Below are 16838 nucleotides of genomic sequence, written 5' to 3' on the forward strand. Positions count from 1 at the left end.
CTCGGCATCGCCCGCCTCCGGCCAGGAAATACCGTCAGCATCGCAGATCCTGGCTCCTCGCGGCAAACATCCGGCAACTACCGCATCAGCGGCCTCGCTGCTAAGCTTGGACGGTATCGACGCTTTCTCCTCCGCCATGCCCCCGAGCCCCGCCGAGCGACGCGGCGCCCCGCTTTGCCGACGCTGCCGCCATTACTTCGTCACCCACGACCCGCGCTTTCCTTACGGCTGCCGGGCGATGGGCTTCTCCAGCAAACGCGCGCCCTGCCTGGACGTGCAGGAGGCCTCAGGCCAGCCGTGCATGCGCTTTCAGTCCAAGACCGGCTGATCGCCGGCCCGCGTCAGCGTCAGGATGAGCTCTTCGCTGTCCTCGCGCCACTCGCCGCCCTGCCAGTCGCCATGCAGCGCCAGCACGCTCAGCCCCTCAGACTCCAGCTCGGCGCGCAGCGCCGCCAAACCGCAAAAACGCAGCCTGGCATCCGCTTCCAGCGTCCTGTCCTGATCGATGAAGCGGTAGCGGCTGCGGTAAGACACCAAGCCGTCCCGCTCCGACAGCAGGCGCTGGCTGAGCTCCACCTCGCCCCAGCGCGGATGCGCCGCTCGGCGCGGCTCAGCGCTCTCCCACCTCAACCAGGCGCGCGCGGCCGGATTGCGCGTCTCGAACGCGAAACGACCGCCCTGCGCCAGATGGCGCCCTACTTGGCGGAATACCGCGCGCCTGTCGGTTTCGGCCAAAAATGACTGGAAAGCGTGGCCAGCGCAATAAATCAGATCGAAACGCCGGTTCAATTCAAAATCACGCGCGTCGGCCAGCCGCCATGCAACCTGTCCGCCGCCAGGCCTGGTCCGGGCGATGTCCAGCATCGCCGACGCCGGATCCAGGCCGACAACTTCGACCCTTTCCGCCATCTTCGCCGCCAGCAGGCCGGTGCCGCAGCCCAGATCCAGCGCGCTTCCCACCGCCGGCGAACACAGGCCCAGATAAAAATCATTATCTTCGCCCCAGGCGTTGAACAGGTCATAGACCTGGGCCAGCAAAGGCTCACCGTACAATGACTCTCCCATGCGGACACCTTTCCATCGTCATAATGCCTCGGCAAATCGATTTTGTCAGAATCGAACGCGCCTCGGGCGGAAAATCGCGCGCTCGCCGCTGAATATCGAGTAAACATTCCACCGCAAACTATTGATTTTTGTATTGTTTGCCAGGCAATCATCGGTCTGGCTAATTCAAAGCATCAGAAAATACGATTAGCATCCCCCCGGTTTCCTCTTTTATTTTTTCAGCAGCGCCACACGAGCGCAGCACCCCCAAAGGAGGATGTCATGAATGAGGAGACTCTGAAGAAGATCCAGTCCAATCCGAAGTATCTGGAACTGGTCCACAAGAAAACCAGCCTCGGCTGGACGCTGGCCATCGTCATGCTGGTCATTTACTACGGCTTTATCCTGGTCCTGGCTTTCGCCCCGTCCTTGCTGGGCACGCCGCTGTACCAGGGCGCCACCATGACCGTGGGCATCCCGGTCGGCGTGTTCATCATCCTGTCCGCCTTCGTGCTGACCGGCATTTACGTGCGCCGCGCCAACCAGGAGTTCGACCCGTTGACCCAGCAGATCGTCGAGGAGGCCAAATAATGCGGCAAACCAAACTGAAACTCGCCGCCGGCGCGGCGGCGTTGCTGCCCGCGCTCGCCTGCGCGGCCGGCGCGATTGAAGGCGATGTCAAGCAGCAGGCCACCAACTGGCACGCCATCATCATGTTCTTCCTGTTCGTCGCCTTCACGCTGGGCATCACCTACTGGGCGGCGCGCCGCACCAAGTCGGCCAGCGACTTCTACGCAGCCGGCGGCGGCATCACCGGTTTCCAGAACGGTCTGGCGATCGCCGGCGACTACATGTCCGCCGCGTCTTTCCTCGGCATCTCCGCCCTGGTGTTCGACAAGGGCTACGACGGCCTGATCTACTCGATGGGCTTCCTGGTGGGATGGCCCATCATCCTGTTCCTGGTGGCGGAGCGGTTGCGCAACCTGGGCAAATACACCTTCGCCGACGTGGCCTCCTACCGGCTGGGACAGACGTCGGTGCGCAGCTTCGCCGCGCTGTCGACGCTGGTGGTGGTGGCGATCTACCTGATCGCGCAGATGGTCGGCGCCGGCAAGCTGATCCAGCTGTTGTTCGGCATGAGCTACAGCTCGGCGGTGCTGCTGGTCGGCGTGCTGATGGTCTGTTACGTGCTGTTCGGCGGCATGCTGGCCACCACCTGGGTGCAGATCATCAAGGCGGTGCTGCTGCTGTCCGGCGCCACCTTCATGGCCATCATGGTGCTGTCCACCGTCGGTTTCAGTCCGGAAGTGATGTTCGAAAAAGCCGTGGCCGCGCACGGCAAGGGCGCCGCCATCATGGCGCCGGGCAAAGCTGACCCGATCGACTCCATCTCGCTGGGCCTGGCGCTGATGTTCGGCACCGCCGGCCTGCCGCACATCCTGATGCGCTTCTTCACCGTCGCCGACGCCAAGGAGGCGCGCAAATCCGTCTTCTTCGCCACCGGCTTCATCGGCTACTTCTACATCCTGACCTTCATCATCGGCTTCGGCGCCATCATGCTGGTGCTGAACCAGCCGGGCATGATGGAAACGGTGATGAAGGACGGCAAGGAAGTGCACCAGCTGGTGGGCGGCAGCAATATGGCGGCCATCCACCTGGCAGACGCCGTCGGCGGCGACATCTTCCTCGGCTTCATCTCGGCGGTGGCCTTCGCCACCATCCTGGCGGTGGTGGCCGGCCTGGCGCTGTCCGGCGCGTCGGCGGTGTCGCACGACCTGTACGCCAGCGTGATCAAGCACGGCAAAGCCAACGAGGCCGATGAAATCCGCGTCTCCAAGATCACCACCGTGGTGCTGGGCGTGGTGGCCATCGTACTGGGCCTGGTGTTCGAGAAACAGAACATCGCCTTCATGGTGGGCCTCGCCTTCTCCATCGCCGCCTCCGCGAATTTCCCGGTGCTGTTCCTGTCGATGTTCTGGAAGGGGCTGACCACCCGCGGCGCGGTCATCGGCGGACTGGTGGGCCTGCTCACCGCGGTGGTGCTGATCGTGCTGGGCCCGGCGGTATGGGTGGAAGTGCTGAAGCACGAGCACGCCGTGTTCCCGTACAAGAATCCCGCCATCTTCTCGATGACGCTGGCCTTCGTGGTCACCTGGCTGGTTTCGACGCTTGACACCTCCCGCCAGGCGGAAGAAGAAAAAGCCAAGTTCGACGCGCAGTACGTGCGGGCGATGACCGGCATCGGGGCCAGTGGCGCCAGCAAGCATTAAATGTCATCATCATTGACATGCCGCGCGCCGGATGACGGCGCGCGGCGATAACACCAAAGACTTTGGAGAAACGCATGTCCACGCTAGATTCCATCCTCAAGGAAACCCGCAGCTTCGCCCCATCGGAAGAATTCCGCCGCAAGGCGGCCGTCAGCGGCATCGAGGCCTACCACGCGCTGTGCGAGCAGGCGGACGATCATTACCTGTCGTTCTGGGGGGATCTGGCGCGCGAACTGATCACCTGGAAAAAACCGTTCTCCCGCGTGCTGGACGACAGCGCCGCGCCGTTCTTCAAATGGTTCGACGACGGCGTGCTCAATGCGTCCTACAACTGCCTGGACCGCCATCTGGCCGCCAACGCCAACAAGATCGCCATCATCTTCGAAGCCGACGACGGCGAAGTCACCCGCGTCACCTATTCCGAACTGCACCGCCGCGTCTGCCAGTTCGCCAACGGCCTGAAAAGCCTGGGCGTCAAGAAAGGCGACCGCGTGGTGGTGTACATGCCGATGGGCATCGAGGCGGTGGTGACGATGCAGGCCTGCGCCCGCATCGGCGCCATCCACTCGGTGGTGTTCGGCGGCTTCTCCGCCGGCGCGGTTCGCGACCGCATCCAGGATGCCGGCGCCACCGTGGTGGTCACCGCCAACGAGAGCGTGCGCGGCGGCAAGAGCGTGCCGCTGAAGGCCACCGTGGACGAGGCGCTGAAACTGGAAGGCGCCGAATCGGTGAAAAACGTGGTGGTCTACCAGCGCACCAATGGCGGCGCCGATTGGGTGGAAGGCCGCGACATCTGGTGGCACAAGCTGACCGAAGGCCAGAGCGAGGCCTGCGAGCCGGAATGGGTCAGCGCCGAAGACCCGCTGTTCATCCTCTACACCTCCGGCTCCACCGGCAAGCCCAAGGGCATCCAGCACAGCACCGCCGGCTACCTGCTGGGCGCGCTCAACAGCTTCCGCTGGGTGTTCGACTACAAGCCCAACGACGTCTACTGGTGCACCGCCGACGTAGGCTGGATCACCGGCCACAGCTATGTCTGCTATGGTCCATTGGCCAACGGCGCCACCCAGGTGATCTTCGAGGGCGTGCCCACTTACCCGGACGCCGGCCGCTTCTGGCGCATGATAGAGCAGCACAAGGTATCCATCTTCTACACCGCCCCCACCGCGATCCGTTCGCTGATCAAGCTGGGCGCGGACCTGCCCAAACAATACGACCTGTCATCCTTGCGCGTGCTGGGCACCGTCGGCGAGCCGATCAATCCGGAAGCCTGGATCTGGTACCACGAAACCGTAGGCGGCGGCCGTTGCCCCATCGTCGACACCTGGTGGCAGACCGAGACCGGCTCGGCGATGATCGCCCCGCTGCCGGGCGCCGTCGCCACCAAGCCGGGTTCGTGCACGCTGCCGCTGCCGGGCGTGATCGCCGACATCGTCGACGAGTCCGGCGCCCAGGTGGAGCCGGGCCGCGGCGGCTTCCTGGTGATCAAGAAACCGTTCCCCAGCCTGGTGCGCACCATCTGGAACGACCCGGAGCGCTTCAAGAAAACCTATTTCCCCGACGAGTTCGACGGCAAGTACTATCTGGCCGGCGACTCCGCCCACCGCGACGAGAGCGGCTACTTCTGGATCATGGGCCGCATCGACGACGTATTGAACGTGTCCGGCCACCGCCTGGGCACGATGGAGATCGAGTCGGCGCTGGTGGCCAACCCGCTGGTGGCAGAAGCCGCCGTGGTCGGCAAGCCGCACGAGGTCAAGGGCGAGGCGGTGGTGGCCTTCGTGGTGCTGAAGGGCGAGCGCCCTCAGGGCGACGCCGCCAAGGCGGTGGCGGCCGAGCTGAAAAACTGGGTGGCGCACGAGATCGGCAAGATCGCGCAGCCGGACGATATCCGTTTCGGCGAGAACCTGCCCAAGACCCGTTCCGGCAAGATCATGCGCCGCCTGCTGCGCTCCATCGCCAAGGGCGAGGAAATCACCCAGGACGTGTCCACGCTGGAGAATCCGCAAATTCTCGCGCAGCTGCAGCAGCCGCTGTAGATCCCCGGTCCGCCGCGCCGGAGCCGCATCGCGGCTCCGGCTTTTTCATTTGCGGCCGCTCCGCTATTCCCCGTCATGATATTGTGCGAAACTCGAATGGCATTCATCAGAGCCCGACAGGCCCCAGCCATACCGCAAGAGCTTCCGCCATGAAGAACAACACTTTCCCCCTCGCCCGCCTCTCCTCTCTGATCCTGGCGACGGGATGCCTGTTCGCCGCGCCCGCCCGCGCCGACGAAGGCGGCCTGGGTTTCTGGCTGCCCGGCCAGATCGGCACCTTCGCCGCGGTGCAGAACGATCCAGGCTGGTCATGGACCTTCAGCGGCTACCACGCCTACGCCAACTCGGAGACCCGCAAGCAGAACAAAAACGGGCGGGTGCGGGACAGCGCCCTGAGCACGCCCAGCGACACCCTGTTCATCGCGCCAGCCTACACCTTCGCCACGCCTATCGCCGGCGCGCAGGCGGCTTTCTCGCTGACCGGCCTGTATGGCCGCACCGACGTCTACGACAACGAAGCCGTCACTTCGGCGCGCGGCCGGACCCGCTCGGCCAGCAGCGACGACAGCCGCACCGGCATGGGGGACTTGTACCCGATGGCCACGTTGAAATGGAAGCTGGGCAACCACAATTATCTGGCCTATGCCTCCATAGGCGTGCCGGTGGGCGATTACGACGTCAACCGCAACGCCAATCTGGGACTCAACCATTGGTCGTACGATGCAGGCGGCGGCTACACCTATCTCAACGAGAACAGCGGCACCGAGTTCTCCGCCGTGCTCGGATTCACCGTCAACCAGAAAAATCCGGATACAGACTACCGCAACGGCGCCGACGCCCATCTGGACGTGTCGCTGTCGCAATTCCTGAACGAGGATTTCCACATCGGCCTGGTCGGCTATGCCTACCACCAGCTCAGCAACGACTCCGCGCCCGGCATCGGCAACAAGGACCTGAAATCCCAAGTCGCCGGCCTGGGGCCACAAGCCGGCTATTTCTTCAAGGTGGGCAAGAACAAGTGGTACGCCAATCTGAAGGCCTACGACGAGTTCGACGCCAAGAACCGCACCGCCGGCTGGAACGCCTGGTTGTCGCTGTTCGTGCCGATCTGACCATATCGCCCCACGCCCACCGCGCGACAAAAAAGCCGGGACATGAGTCCCGGCTTGGCATGGCGATAAAGGCACGGCTCACTCCAGCCGGAACCGCCCTATCATCTTGTCCTGCTCGGCCACGTCGGCGGCGGTGTCGTCGCAGTGCCGCAGCTGCACCTGGGCCGCGTCGCTGACGCGCTGGCCGATGTGCTGGATATTGCCGGCGCTGTCGTTGATTTCTTGCGTCATCCGGCTCTGGCGGTCGACCGCGCCGGCGATCTCGCCGTTCTTGGCGTTGATGTCGGAAATCACGTCCTGGATGCGCAGCAGCATCTCGCTGATCTGCTCGGCGTCCTTGACCGTGCTGCTGGCGCGCTCGCGGCTTTCGTCCATCTTCTGCCTCGCCTCCCCGACCCCGCGCTGCAACTGCTCTATCATAGTGCGGATCTCCTGCGTCGCCTGCTGAGTCTGCGACGCCAGCTTGCGCACCTCGTCCGCCACCACCGCGAAGCCGCGCCCCATCTCGCCGGCCCGCGCCGCCTCGATCGCCGCGTTCAAGGCCAGCAGATTGGTTTGCTCGGCCACGCCGGTGATCACCCGGACGATGGACTCGATGTTCTTGCTGAACTCGGCCAGCTCGTTCATCGAGCGGGAGGTTTCGTCCAGCGTGTCGGCCAGACGGCGTATCGACTGGCTGGACTGCGTCACCAGCGACACCCGGCTGCCGGTCTCCTCGTGCGCCAGCCGCGCGGACTCGGCCACCGCGCCGGCGCTGGAGGTCATCTCGCCGGCGGCTTCGGCCATCTGGCGGATGGCCGCCACCAATTGCTCCAGCTCCTGCTGCAGCCGGCTGGCCTCGCCACTGCTCTGCCGCGCCTCACCGGCGCTCTGTTCTGCGCCCTGGGAGACCCGGGTCGAAATCTGGCGGATATCGCCGATCAGCCGCTGCAGGTAAGCGATGAAGCGGTTCAGCTCCCGCGCCACTTCGCCGAACTCATCATTGGACGACTCGTCGACACGGCGGGTCAGGTCGCCGTTGCCGCTGTTGAGCTCGGCCAGCGACAGCTTCAACTGCTGCAACGGACGGCGCAGGATCTGCTGCATCAGCGTGCTCAATATCGCCATGCTCAGCGCCACGCCGATCACCGCGCCCCAGAAGCCGCGCCAGCCTATCTGCCTGGCCTCGGCCATCACCTTGTCCTCGTCCAGCACCACCCCCACCAGCCACTTGGCCGGCTGCAGACGATCCAGCGGGTGGAAGGCCACCATCAGCCGCTGGCCCCCGACCTCGAGCTCCTGCACCTTGTCGCCCAGAGCGGGCGCGGTGCCGCCGAACAGCTCGGCGACGCTCTTGCCGTTCAGCTTGGCGTCGGGATGGCTGATGATCTTGCCGTCGGACGACAGCAGGAAGGCGTAGCCCGCGCCGTTGAAGGTGGCGGTATTCAGCGCGTCCGAAACCGACTTCAGGCTCAAATCGCCGCCGAAAGCGCCTTTGAACGCGCCCTTGTCGGTCAGCTTGGCCACCACCGAAATCAGGATCTCGCCGGACGCGGCGTCGGGATAAGGATCGGTCAGGCCGACGCCGGCGGCGGCCTTGGCCACCGGGTACCACGGCCGCTTGCGGGCGTCCCAGGTCGGCGGCGGATTCCACGACGAATCGTTGGAGATTTTCTTGCCGTCGGTGTCCAGCCCGCCGAAGATCAGCTTGAACTCCTTCTTCAGCATCGGGCGCTGGAACACCTCCAGGATGCGCTCGCCGCTGAAATTGGAATCTATGGTCTCCGACATCAGCTGGATCTGCGCCAACTTGCCGTTCAGCCAGTTGGCGATCTGCTCGGCCAGCACCTGGCTGGTCTGGACCACCTCCTGCTCCTTGCCGCTGCGGATGCTGTCGGCGACGCTCAGGTATTGCAGCCACGACAGCGTGGACAAGGTGGCGGCCAGCACCAGCGCGGAAATCAGGCCGGCTTTGTGAGCGATTTTCATGACAGGCTGCCAGGGAAAAGTGAGTATTTTCACCATAGCGCACCTGTACATACGTCCAAGTCATCCTGTTCATTTTTTTACAAAAACCGCCCGCTCATCCCCGCTAGCCAAGCGATACCCTACCCACCCGGTAAAGCTCGCTGGCGCCGCCGGCGGGCTCCCGCATCCGCCGCGACAAGCTCAGGCGGACCAGGGTCCAGCTCGCGGGATCGAAGGCTGCCGCGGCGGCCAGCACATCCTCACCGCCGCGCCAGCCTTCCTGAACGTCCCTCAGCGCATCCATGCCCGCCGAGGCCGCCATCGGCAACTTCTCCACCATCGCATAGCGAGCCTCAGCCACATCGCCGCTCCATTGGCCGAACCAGGCAAACGCGCTCTCCACCGCCGGCCTGCCAAACGACGCGCACAGCGCGGCAAAACCCGGGCCGGACAGGAAGTCGCGCATGCCTTCGGAAGTTCGCCACAGGTAGAACGGCGCGTAGGCGTTCGCCGCCGCGCCATCCTCGCCCGCGCGGCTGTACAAATAGGCTTTGAGGCCCAGCCCCGGCAGGCCGTCGGTCAGATGGCCGCGCTCAGCGATGCGGCGCTCAATGATTTCCATCGGATAATCGGCCGGCAGCGCGATCCGGTAGCGCATGGCTATCATGGCAGCAGCGCCTCCGGCGGCAATTGCGACGCCTGGCGGCCATGGCTGAACGACCAGTTGTCCATCTCGCCATCGATCAACACCACCATCAGATCGGCGGGTTCCAGGCCCGGCGACGCGCTCAAGCGCTCGGCCATCCTGGCGTAGAACGCCGCCTTGGCTTCTTTAGTCCGCGGCCGCCCCAGATGCAGCGTCACCAGCACGAAATCGTCGGAACGCGGGCCGCCGCCGTAATCCGGGTCGATGATCATCTCTTCGGCCTCATGCTGATGAATCACCTGGAAACGATCCTTGGGCGGCACGGCGATGCATTCCACCATCGCTTGATGGATGCCGTCGGCCAGCGCGCGCAGGTATTGCGGCGGCTTGCCTTTGCGCAGGGAAATGCGTGCATAGGGCATGGTGTTCTCCTTATTCAGCTTGCGAAGTCAAAACCGCGTCCAATTGCTCAAGCGCGGCGGTGGCGGATGGCCAACCGACATAAAAGGCCAGGTGGGTCAGCAGCTCGCCCAGTTCTTCAGCGCTCAAGCCGTTCTCCAAGCCGCGGCGCAGGTGGAAATCCAACGCATGCGGTCGGGCCTGGCCGATCAGGGCGGCAATGGTGGCCAGGCTGCGTTCGCGCGGGCTCAAGCCCGGCCGCCGCCAGACATCATCGAACAAGACCTGGCTGGACAGTTCCGCCAGTTTTGGGGCCAGCCTGGACATGGCATCGGCGAGGGTAAACATTCCGGACTCCTATGTTTGGATTGGCCATTCCACTGTAAACCCGTCACATCATCCTTAAAATCAGATATATTTTTACAAATAGTTCCAAATTTCAGGATGGTTATCATGAGACGAACTTTATTGGATCTGGACGTGCTGGCCAGCCTGGCCAGCGGCGTGGAGCTGGGCAGCTTCGCCCGCGCCGCCGACAGACTGGGCCGCTCCACCTCGGCCATCAGCGCCCAGATGAAGAAGCTGGAGGAACAAGCCGGCGTGGCCATTCTGCGCAAGAGCGGCCGCGGACTGGAACTGACGCCCGCCGGCGAAGTGCTGCTGTCCTACGCCCGCCGGCTGCTGGAACTGAACGACGAAGCGGTGGAGGCGACGCGCGGCGCCTCATTGGCCGGCTGCGTGCGCCTGGGCATGGCCGAGGATTTCGGCGAGGGCCTGCTGCCGCAGGCGCTGGGGCGCTTCGCCCGCGCCTGCCCCGACGTGCGGGTGGAAATGCGGGTGGCCCGCAGCCAGGAGTTGCAGCAATCGGTGATGGCCGGGGAGCTGGACCTGGCGCTGGCCTGGGATTCCGGCCCGCGCGCGCCGCACAGCGCGGCCATCGGCCGCTACGCCGTGCACTGGATAGGCCCGGATAGCGGCCCGCTCCCTCCCGGCCCGCTGCCGCTGGCGCTGTTCGACCCGCCCTGCGTCATCCGCGCCCAGGCATGCGGCGCGCTCGACCGCGCCGGCCGCCCCTGGCGCATGGCGGCCAGCGGCAGCAGCCTGGCCGGCCTGTGGTCGGCGGTGCGCGCCGGGCTGGGCGTCACCGCCCGCACCGCCGTCCAGCTGCCGCCCGGCCTGCGGATACTGGACCCGGCCCAGCACCGCCTGCCGTCCCTGCCCGCCATCGACCTGCTGCTGTGCCGCGCCGAAGCCCGGCCCGCAGCGCCGGCGCAGCGGCTGCACGACATTCTGCTGGCGCAATTGACCACCCCGGGTGTTGAAGCGGAGGCGCTTAACATCGATAATTAACGGTTTTTGAAGCGGAATTCGAAGCATGCCCGTGATCAGTCTCGTCGAACGGATCGACGCCCTGCTGCCCCAGACCCAGTGCGGACAATGCAGCCACGCCGGCTGCCGCCCGTACGCGGAAGCGTTGGCGGAAGGCCGCGACCCGATCAACCGCTGCCCGCCGGGCGGCGAAGACGGCATCCGGGCGCTGGCGGAACTGCTGGGCAAGCCGGCCATCCCCTTCGATCACGCCGGTCCGCAGCCCAAGCCCCGCGCGCTGGCCGTGATCCGCGAAGACAGCTGCATAGGCTGTACGCTGTGCATCCAGGCCTGTCCGGTGGACGCCATCGTCGGCGCGGCCAAGCAGATGCACACCGTGATCGCCGACGAATGCACCGGCTGCGAGCTATGCCTGGCGCCCTGTCCGGTCGATTGCATCGACCTCGTCCCGGTGGACGATCCCGCCGACGGCGAGCGCCGCATGGTGATGGCCCGCGCCGCCCAGGCGCGCAAGCGCTACGACGCCCGCCAGGCGCGCAAGGACCGCGACGCCGCCGACAAAGCCAAGCGCCTGGCCGAGCGCGCCGCGGTGGCCGCGCCCACCCCATCTACCGCGCCTGCAGCCAGCCAGGCACCCACAGCCGCCGCGAGCGCCGCCGACAAGAACGAGCTGATCCGCAAGGCGATGGAACGCGCCAAACAGCAGGCGCCGGTGGCCGCCACCGCGTCCGCCGACAAGATGGCGGTGATACGCGCCGCGATGGAGCGCGCCGCCGCCATGAAGGCCGCCCAGCAAGAAGCAGACAAGGACCCAGAGTGAACGCCGCCAAACGCCAAGAAATCTTCCGCCGCCTGCGCGACGACAACCCGCGCCCGACCACCGAGCTGGAATACGCGACGCCGTTCGAGCTGCTGATCTCGGTGCTGCTGTCGGCCCAGGCCACCGACGTTGGCGTCAACAAGGCGACGCGCCGCCTGTATCCGGTGGCCAACACCCCGGCCGCGATGCTGGCCCTGGGCGAGGAAAGCCTGACCGAATACATCAAGACCATAGGCCTGTACAAAACCAAGGCCAAAAACGTGATCGCCACCTGTAGGCTGTTGCTGGAAAAACACGGCGGCGAGGTGCCGCAAACGCGCGAGGCGCTGGAGGCCCTGCCCGGCGTCGGCCGCAAGACCGCCAACGTGGTGCTCAACACCGCCTTCGGCCAGCCCACCATCGCGGTGGACACCCATATCTTCCGCGTCGCCAACCGCACCCGCATCGCGCCGGGCAAGGACGTGCGCGAAGTGGAGGACAAACTGATCAAGTTCGTGCCGGCTGAATTCAAGCTGGACGCGCACCACTGGCTGATCCTGCTCGGCCGCTACGTGTGCAAGGCCCGAAAGCCCGAATGCCAACGCTGCGTGATCGCGGACCTCTGCGAATATCCGGCAAAACCGTTATGATAAAAATAGAGTCGAAATTCGATATCGATGACAGAAGACGGATTGTATATTCCACTGTTCGCCCCCATTTACCTTTTCGAATCAGCCAGCTAACAAGAGGATTGCCAGTGACAACGAGTCTTCGCATCATGGCCGGCGCCCTGCTCGCGGCGTCGTTACTGTCCGGCTGCGACAGAATCGAGCAGTTTGTCAAAGGCAGCAGCCAGCCCGCCCCCGTCGCCATTCCTGCCCAGCAGGATGGCCGCGTAGCCATGCTGCTGCCCGATTTCACCCAGCTGGTCAGCCGCGACGGCCCGGCCGTGGTCAATATCCAGGCCACCCGCGAAGGCGGCGCGGCCGCGCCGCAGCAAAGCGGCAACATGCCCTTCCCGGTGCCGGAAGACGACCCGCTATACGACTTCTTCCGCCGCTTCATGCCCAACCAGCCGCCGCAGCAGGAGCAAGGACCGGAAGAAAGCGTGTCCTACGGCTCCGGCTTCATCATCAGCAGCGACGGCTTCATCCTGACCAACGCCCACGTGGTGGCCGACGGCGGCCAGATCCGCGTCACGCTGACCGACAAGCGCGAACTGCGCGCCAAGCTGGTGGGCCTGGACAAGCGCAGCGACGTGGCCTTGCTCAAGGTGGCTGCGGCCGACCTGCCGGTGGCCAAGATAGGCAGCCCAGCCGATCTGAAGGTCGGCGAATGGGTGGCCGCCATCGGCGCGCCGTTCGGCTTCGACAACACCGTCACCGCCGGCATCGTGTCGGCCAAGGGCCGCAGCCTGCCCGACGAGACGCTGGTGCCCTTCATCCAGACCGATGTGGCGATCAACCCCGGCAACTCCGGCGGCCCGCTGTTCAACCTGCGCGGCGAAGTGGTCGGCATCAACTCGCAGATCTACAGCCGTTCCGGCGGTTTCATGGGCATTTCCTTCGCCATTCCCATCGATTTGGCGATGCAGGTGGCCGACCAGCTGAAGACCAAGGGCAAGGTCAGCCGCGGCCAGCTGGGCGTCAACATCCAGGAAGTGACCCAGGAGCTGGCGCAATCGTTCGGCCTGCAGCGCCCGTCCGGCGCGCTGGTGGTGCGCGTCGATCCCAAGGGCCCTGCCGCCAAGGCCGGCCTGCAAGCCGGCGACATCATCCTGAAGCTCAACAACCAGTCCATCGACAGTTCCAAGGACCTGCCGATGCTGGTGGGCTCGCTGGGCCCCGGCACCAAGATCAAGCTGGTGGTGTGGCGCAAGGGCTTCGAGAAGACGATGGAAGCCACGCTGGTGGAACAGGCGCCGGAACCGGGCAACGCCACCAAGCCCGCCAGCGACAACTCCCCGCAGGGCTACCAGTTCGGCAAGCTGGGCCTGACGCTGAGCGAGCTGACGGCCGACCAGCGCGCCGACCTCGGCATCCGCGGCGGCCTGCTGATCCAGAAGTCGCAAGGCCCGGCCGCGCGCTCCGGCCTGATGCCGGGCGATATCATTCTGGGGCTGAACCAGAGCGACATCACCAGCATCAACGCCTTCGAGAAGGCGCTGGCCGGCGCCGGCGGCCACGCCGCGCTGCTGGTGCGCCGCGGCGAAGCAGTGCTCTACATCGCGCTGCGCACCGACTGAGCCCGTCCGCTCCGACAAAAAAACGCCGCCCAATGGGCGGCGTTTTTTCATCCCGCTTCCGCGTCTATAAATCCGACATGGCTTGATTTTTCCACCAATGGAGAACGCGATGGGCAAGCTGCGCGTAGCCTGCTTTTCACTGTCCATAGACGGTTTCGGCGCGGGACCGGAACAGAGTCTGGACCACCCGCTGGGCATCGGCGGCATGGCCCTGCACCAGTGGGCGTTCGCCACCTCCGCCTTCCAGCGCCTGCACGGTGACGGCATCAGCGGCGAAACCGGGGTCGACAACGATTTCATCGAACGGGGTTTCGACAATGTCGGCGCCTGGATACTGGGACGCAATATGTTCGGCCCTGTGCGCGGCCCCTGGCCCGATCTGGAATGGAAAGGATGGTGGGGCGAGGAGCCGCCCTACCACACTCAAGTGTTCGTGCTGACCCATCACCCCCGCCCGACTCTCGTCATGAAGGGCGGGACGACTTTCCACTTCGTCGCCGACGGCGTCCAGACCGCGTTGGAGAGGGCCCGCGAAGCGGCTGCCGGCCGGGACGTGAGGCTGGGCGGCGGCGTCGACACGGTGCGGCAATGCCTACGCGTCGGCCTGATCGACGAACTGCACCTCGCCATCGCGCCCACGCTGCTGGGACGCGGCGAGGCCTTGTTCGCCGGGCTGGACCTGCCCGCGCTCGGCTACCAATGCGCGGAACAGCTGCCGGGCGAGCGGGCCTGCCACCTGCTGCTGCGCCGGCTTGACACGCCAGCCTGAGGCGGAAAACAAAAAAGCGGAGCCCATGGGCTCCGCTTTTTCGCGCACGGCCTTAATCAGGCCGGATTGTGCAGCAGCGAATTGCGCCGCGAGTAGCCGAAGTACACCACCAAGCCGATGATCAGCCAGGCGGCGAAGCAGGTCCAGGTCAGCAGCGACAGCTGGGTCATCAGGAAACCGCAGCACAGAATGGCCAGCGCCGGAATGGTCGGCACCGCCGGGCAGACGAATTTGCGCGGCAGATCCGGCTCGCGCTTGCGCAGCACGATCACCGACAGCGCGATCAGCGCGAACGCGGCCAGGGTGCCGATGTTCACCAGCTCGGCCAGCGTGTGCAGCGGCACGAAGCCGGCCAGCAGCGCGATGATGGTGCCGATCAGCCAGGTGGCCTTGTACGGCGTGCCGTATTTCGGGTTCACCTCGGAGAAGATCTTGGGCAGCAGACCGTCGCGGCTCATCGCGAACAGGATTCGGGTCTGGCCGTAGGTCATCACCAGGATCACCGTCATCATGCCCAGGATGGCGCCCAGGTCGACGAAGCCGGCGAACCAGTCCAGCTTGGCCACCTGCAGCGCCAGCGACACCGGGTGGTCGACGCCGGCGAACTGCATATAGGGCACGATGCCGGTCATGATGGCGGCCACCACCACGTACAGGATGGAGCACACCGCCAGCGACCAGATCACGCCGCGCGGGATGTCCTTGGCCGGGTTCTTCACTTCTTCCGCCGCGCAGGTGACCGCGTCGAAGCCGATGAAGCTGAAGAACACGATGGCGGCGCCGTGGAACACACCGGAGAAGCCGAACGGCAACGCCGGCTCCCAGTTGGCCGGCTTCACGTGCCACACGCCGATGGCGATGAACAGCACCACCACCGCCACCTTGATCAGCACCACGATATTGTTGACGCGCTTGGACTCCTTGATGCCGAAGGCCAGCAGCGCGGTGATGATCATCGCGATGCAGAAGGCCGGCAGATTAAACAAGGTTTCCTTGCCCGGCACCGAGCCGGCGGCGGCGGTCAGCGCCTGCGGCAGCGTGACGCCGAAGCCGGACAACAGGCTCTGGAAGTAGCCGGACCAGCCGACGGACACCGCCGACGAGGCCAGCAGGTATTCCAGCAGCAGGTCCCAGCCGATGATCCAGGCGATCAGCTCGCCCAGCGTGGCGTAAGCATAGGTGTAAGTGGAGCCGGAAATCGGCAGCATGGAGGCGAATTCGGCATAGCACATCGCCGCGAAGCCGCAGGCGAAGGCGCTGATGACGAAGGAAAGCACCAGGCCGGGGCCGGCGATGGTGGCGCCGGTGCCGGTGAGCACGAAAATCCCGGTGCCGATGATGGCGCCGATGCCCAGCATGGTAAGGTCGAACGCGGAGAGCTCTTTTCGCAGCCCGCGCGAAGTCTGAGCGGCGGCCAACATGCCTTGCACGCTCTTCTTGCGCATCAAACTCATTGTCTACTATCCCGTATCTTGCCCGCACCGGTCCGCGCCGCCGTACATGGCGGCGGCGCTGAAACGACAAGACGCCCGCTGTCCAGGCGGGCGCCTCATACTCGGATTCGGCTGTTTGTGATCTGATTTGTCCCTCTGCGGCTGCCCTGTCTTGTCTGCCATGTGCAGGTCATGCTCGCGGAGGCCATCGATACTACCGCAGGAGGCTGCGGTCACAATACGGGAAAACACCAATATCTTACAAGCAAATAATCAATAGTCATATCAAGGACAATTTACGGCAGCGGCATCCTGTCCACCAGCCGTCTGGCGGCCTGCTCCAACTTGGCGCGATGGTTGTCGCCATCGCCCAGCCGTTCCCGGCCGCTCCACAATACCGCGCCATCTTCGCCCTTCACCGTCAGGCTCAGCTCGGCCCATTGCTCCAGCCGGTACGGCGGCTGCCGCCAATAGCCGTCGTAACGCCAGTCCATCGGCTGATCCACCCACTGCTGCCGCTGCTCCTCGGCGAAACACAGCCGCCAGCCCGGCGGCGGCCCCTCCTCCAGCCCGCGCAGCGCCAGCCTGGCGAACAGCCAGCCATGCCAGTCGGCGCCGTCGCCGTCGGGCAGGCACTCCAGCCGGACGCGAGGCGCCGACGCCGCGGAATCGCCGATGTCCGCCCAGGCCAGGCCGGAAACCAGCAATAAGGCGGCCAAACCGCCCGTCAGCAAACCGCTCATCGCCCTCTCCCGATATTTCGTCATGCCAGACAGACTACCCCCAAACGACAAAGTGCCGCGACT

17 protein-coding genes are annotated in these 16838 nt (G+C 65.2%); 10 read left to right on the forward strand and 7 right to left on the reverse strand.

Annotated elements, in window-relative coordinates; all coding sequences use genetic code 11:
- Positions 1 to 136 precede the first annotated feature (136 nt).
- Positions 137 to 328 carry a hypothetical protein gene (locus ACX17K_RS12500; RefSeq protein ID WP_493775053.1) on the forward strand — a complete coding sequence of 64 codons (192 nt, stop codon included), beginning with the start codon at positions 137 to 139 and terminating at the stop codon, positions 326 to 328.
- Here the strand turns inward: ACX17K_RS12500 and ACX17K_RS12505 are convergent.
- A complete protein-coding gene (locus tag ACX17K_RS12505; RefSeq protein ID WP_493775054.1) occupies positions 310 to 1065 on the reverse strand; it encodes a class I SAM-dependent methyltransferase in 756 nt (251 codons plus the stop codon). The two genes, ACX17K_RS12500 and ACX17K_RS12505, sit on opposite strands and share 19 nt — an antisense overlap.
- A gap of 261 nt (positions 1066 to 1326) precedes the next feature.
- Between ACX17K_RS12505 and ACX17K_RS12510 the strand changes: the two genes are divergently transcribed.
- From ACX17K_RS12510 to ACX17K_RS12525, 4 genes are all read left to right on the forward strand, one after another.
- Positions 1327 to 1635 (forward strand): DUF485 domain-containing protein, encoded by a 309-nt coding sequence (locus ACX17K_RS12510; protein ID WP_021475461.1) that lies wholly within the window; start codon positions 1327 to 1329, stop codon positions 1633 to 1635.
- Positions 1635 to 3314, forward strand: coding sequence for a cation acetate symporter (locus ACX17K_RS12515; RefSeq protein WP_343479480.1), 1680 nt, complete (start codon positions 1635 to 1637; stop codon positions 3312 to 3314). The genes ACX17K_RS12510 and ACX17K_RS12515 overlap by 1 nt, the downstream gene beginning before the upstream one ends.
- Positions 3315 to 3388: 74 nt before the next feature.
- Positions 3389 to 5353 carry an acetate--CoA ligase gene (gene acs, locus ACX17K_RS12520; protein ID WP_493775055.1) on the forward strand — a complete coding sequence of 655 codons (1965 nt, stop codon included), beginning with the start codon at positions 3389 to 3391 and terminating at the stop codon, positions 5351 to 5353.
- Positions 5354 to 5502: 149 nt separating this feature from the next.
- Positions 5503 to 6465 (forward strand): SphA family protein, encoded by a 963-nt coding sequence (locus ACX17K_RS12525; RefSeq protein WP_493775056.1) that lies wholly within the window; start codon positions 5503 to 5505, stop codon positions 6463 to 6465.
- Between the two features lie 78 nt (positions 6466 to 6543).
- Here ACX17K_RS12525 and ACX17K_RS12530 read toward each other — a convergent pair whose 3' ends face one another.
- The 4 genes from ACX17K_RS12530 to ACX17K_RS12545 all read right to left on the reverse strand — a co-directional run bounded on the left by ACX17K_RS12530 (position 6544) and on the right by ACX17K_RS12545 (position 9805).
- On the reverse strand, positions 6544 to 8433 hold the full coding sequence (locus tag ACX17K_RS12530) for a methyl-accepting chemotaxis protein (protein ID WP_493775057.1): 1890 nt from the start codon (positions 8431 to 8433) through the stop codon (positions 6544 to 6546).
- 103 nt (positions 8434 to 8536) lie between these two features.
- Positions 8537 to 9079 carry a DUF4865 family protein gene (locus ACX17K_RS12535; RefSeq protein WP_493775058.1) on the reverse strand — a complete coding sequence of 181 codons (543 nt, stop codon included), beginning with the start codon at positions 9077 to 9079 and terminating at the stop codon, positions 8537 to 8539.
- Positions 9076 to 9480: a tautomerase family protein gene (locus tag ACX17K_RS12540; RefSeq protein WP_343479489.1), complete on the reverse strand. Its 405-nt coding sequence runs from the start codon at positions 9478 to 9480 to the stop codon at positions 9076 to 9078. The genes ACX17K_RS12535 and ACX17K_RS12540 overlap by 4 nt, the downstream gene beginning before the upstream one ends.
- Positions 9481 to 9490: 10 nt before the next feature.
- Positions 9491 to 9805: a carboxymuconolactone decarboxylase family protein gene (locus tag ACX17K_RS12545; protein ID WP_343479491.1), complete on the reverse strand. Its 315-nt coding sequence runs from the start codon at positions 9803 to 9805 to the stop codon at positions 9491 to 9493.
- A gap of 105 nt (positions 9806 to 9910) precedes the next feature.
- Between ACX17K_RS12545 and ACX17K_RS12550 the strand changes: the two genes are divergently transcribed.
- The 5 genes from ACX17K_RS12550 to ACX17K_RS12570 all read left to right on the forward strand — a co-directional run bounded on the left by ACX17K_RS12550 (position 9911) and on the right by ACX17K_RS12570 (position 14599).
- The gene (locus tag ACX17K_RS12550) at positions 9911 to 10807 is read left to right on the forward strand and encodes a LysR substrate-binding domain-containing protein (protein WP_493775059.1); all 897 of its coding nucleotides are present in this window, start codon (positions 9911 to 9913) and stop codon (positions 10805 to 10807) included.
- A 25-nt stretch (positions 10808 to 10832) separates the two neighbouring features.
- Positions 10833 to 11606 (forward strand): electron transport complex subunit RsxB, encoded by a 774-nt coding sequence (gene rsxB / locus ACX17K_RS12555; RefSeq protein ID WP_493775060.1) that lies wholly within the window; start codon positions 10833 to 10835, stop codon positions 11604 to 11606.
- Entirely contained in the window at positions 11603 to 12235 is a 633-nt protein-coding gene (gene nth / locus ACX17K_RS12560; protein ID WP_493775061.1) for an endonuclease III, read from the forward strand. Before rsxB ends, nth begins: the two co-directional genes overlap by 4 nt.
- 128 nt (positions 12236 to 12363) lie before the next feature.
- Positions 12364 to 13830 (forward strand): DegQ family serine endoprotease, encoded by a 1467-nt coding sequence (locus tag ACX17K_RS12565; protein ID WP_493775228.1) that lies wholly within the window; start codon positions 12364 to 12366, stop codon positions 13828 to 13830.
- Positions 13831 to 13939: 109 nt separating this feature from the next.
- Positions 13940 to 14599, forward strand: coding sequence for a dihydrofolate reductase family protein (locus ACX17K_RS12570; protein WP_493775062.1), 660 nt, complete (start codon positions 13940 to 13942; stop codon positions 14597 to 14599).
- Between the two features lie 56 nt (positions 14600 to 14655).
- Here the strand turns inward: ACX17K_RS12570 and bcaP are convergent, their stop codons facing one another.
- Both bcaP and ACX17K_RS12580 read right to left on the reverse strand, forming a co-directional pair.
- On the reverse strand, positions 14656 to 16053 hold the full coding sequence (gene bcaP, locus ACX17K_RS12575) for a branched-chain amino acid transporter BcaP (RefSeq protein ID WP_021476537.1): 1398 nt from the start codon (positions 16051 to 16053) through the stop codon (positions 14656 to 14658).
- A 275-nt stretch (positions 16054 to 16328) separates the two neighbouring features.
- The gene (locus ACX17K_RS12580) at positions 16329 to 16775 is read right to left on the reverse strand and encodes a hypothetical protein (RefSeq protein WP_493775063.1); all 447 of its coding nucleotides are present in this window, start codon (positions 16773 to 16775) and stop codon (positions 16329 to 16331) included.
- Positions 16776 to 16838: the final 63 nt, after the last annotated feature.

This window comes from Chromobacterium sp. INPA-IVC (assembly GCF_059047085.1).

What these genes read in the sequence shown, in the direction of transcription:
- ACX17K_RS12565 (WP_493775228.1), top strand. Translation starts at nt 12,364, where the DNA reads ATGGCCGGCGCCCTGCTCGCGGCGTCGTTACTGTCCGGCTGCGACAGA.
- ACX17K_RS12580 (WP_493775063.1), bottom strand. Translation starts at nt 16,775, where the DNA reads ATGAGCGGTTTGCTGACGGGCGGTTTGGCCGCCTTATTGCTGGTTTCC.
- ACX17K_RS12540 (WP_343479489.1), bottom strand. Translation starts at nt 9,480, where the DNA reads ATGCCCTATGCACGCATTTCCCTGCGCAAAGGCAAGCCGCCGCAATAC.
- ACX17K_RS12535 (WP_493775058.1), bottom strand. Translation starts at nt 9,079, where the DNA reads ATGATAGCCATGCGCTACCGGATCGCGCTGCCGGCCGATTATCCGATG.
- bcaP (WP_021476537.1), bottom strand. Translation starts at nt 16,053, where the DNA reads ATGAGTTTGATGCGCAAGAAGAGCGTGCAAGGCATGTTGGCCGCCGCT.
- ACX17K_RS12570 (WP_493775062.1), top strand. Translation starts at nt 13,940, where the DNA reads ATGGGCAAGCTGCGCGTAGCCTGCTTTTCACTGTCCATAGACGGTTTC.
- ACX17K_RS12550 (WP_493775059.1), top strand. Translation starts at nt 9,911, where the DNA reads ATGAGACGAACTTTATTGGATCTGGACGTGCTGGCCAGCCTGGCCAGC.
- ACX17K_RS12505 (WP_493775054.1), bottom strand. Translation starts at nt 1,065, where the DNA reads ATGGGAGAGTCATTGTACGGTGAGCCTTTGCTGGCCCAGGTCTATGAC.
- ACX17K_RS12525 (WP_493775056.1), top strand. Translation starts at nt 5,503, where the DNA reads ATGAAGAACAACACTTTCCCCCTCGCCCGCCTCTCCTCTCTGATCCTG.
- ACX17K_RS12500 (WP_493775053.1), top strand. Translation starts at nt 137, where the DNA reads ATGCCCCCGAGCCCCGCCGAGCGACGCGGCGCCCCGCTTTGCCGACGC.
- ACX17K_RS12545 (WP_343479491.1), bottom strand. Translation starts at nt 9,805, where the DNA reads ATGTTTACCCTCGCCGATGCCATGTCCAGGCTGGCCCCAAAACTGGCG.
- ACX17K_RS12515 (WP_343479480.1), top strand. Translation starts at nt 1,635, where the DNA reads ATGCGGCAAACCAAACTGAAACTCGCCGCCGGCGCGGCGGCGTTGCTG.
- ACX17K_RS12530 (WP_493775057.1), bottom strand. Translation starts at nt 8,433, where the DNA reads ATGAAAATCGCTCACAAAGCCGGCCTGATTTCCGCGCTGGTGCTGGCC.
- rsxB (WP_493775060.1), top strand. Translation starts at nt 10,833, where the DNA reads ATGCCCGTGATCAGTCTCGTCGAACGGATCGACGCCCTGCTGCCCCAG.
- ACX17K_RS12510 (WP_021475461.1), top strand. Translation starts at nt 1,327, where the DNA reads ATGAATGAGGAGACTCTGAAGAAGATCCAGTCCAATCCGAAGTATCTG.
- acs (WP_493775055.1), top strand. Translation starts at nt 3,389, where the DNA reads ATGTCCACGCTAGATTCCATCCTCAAGGAAACCCGCAGCTTCGCCCCA.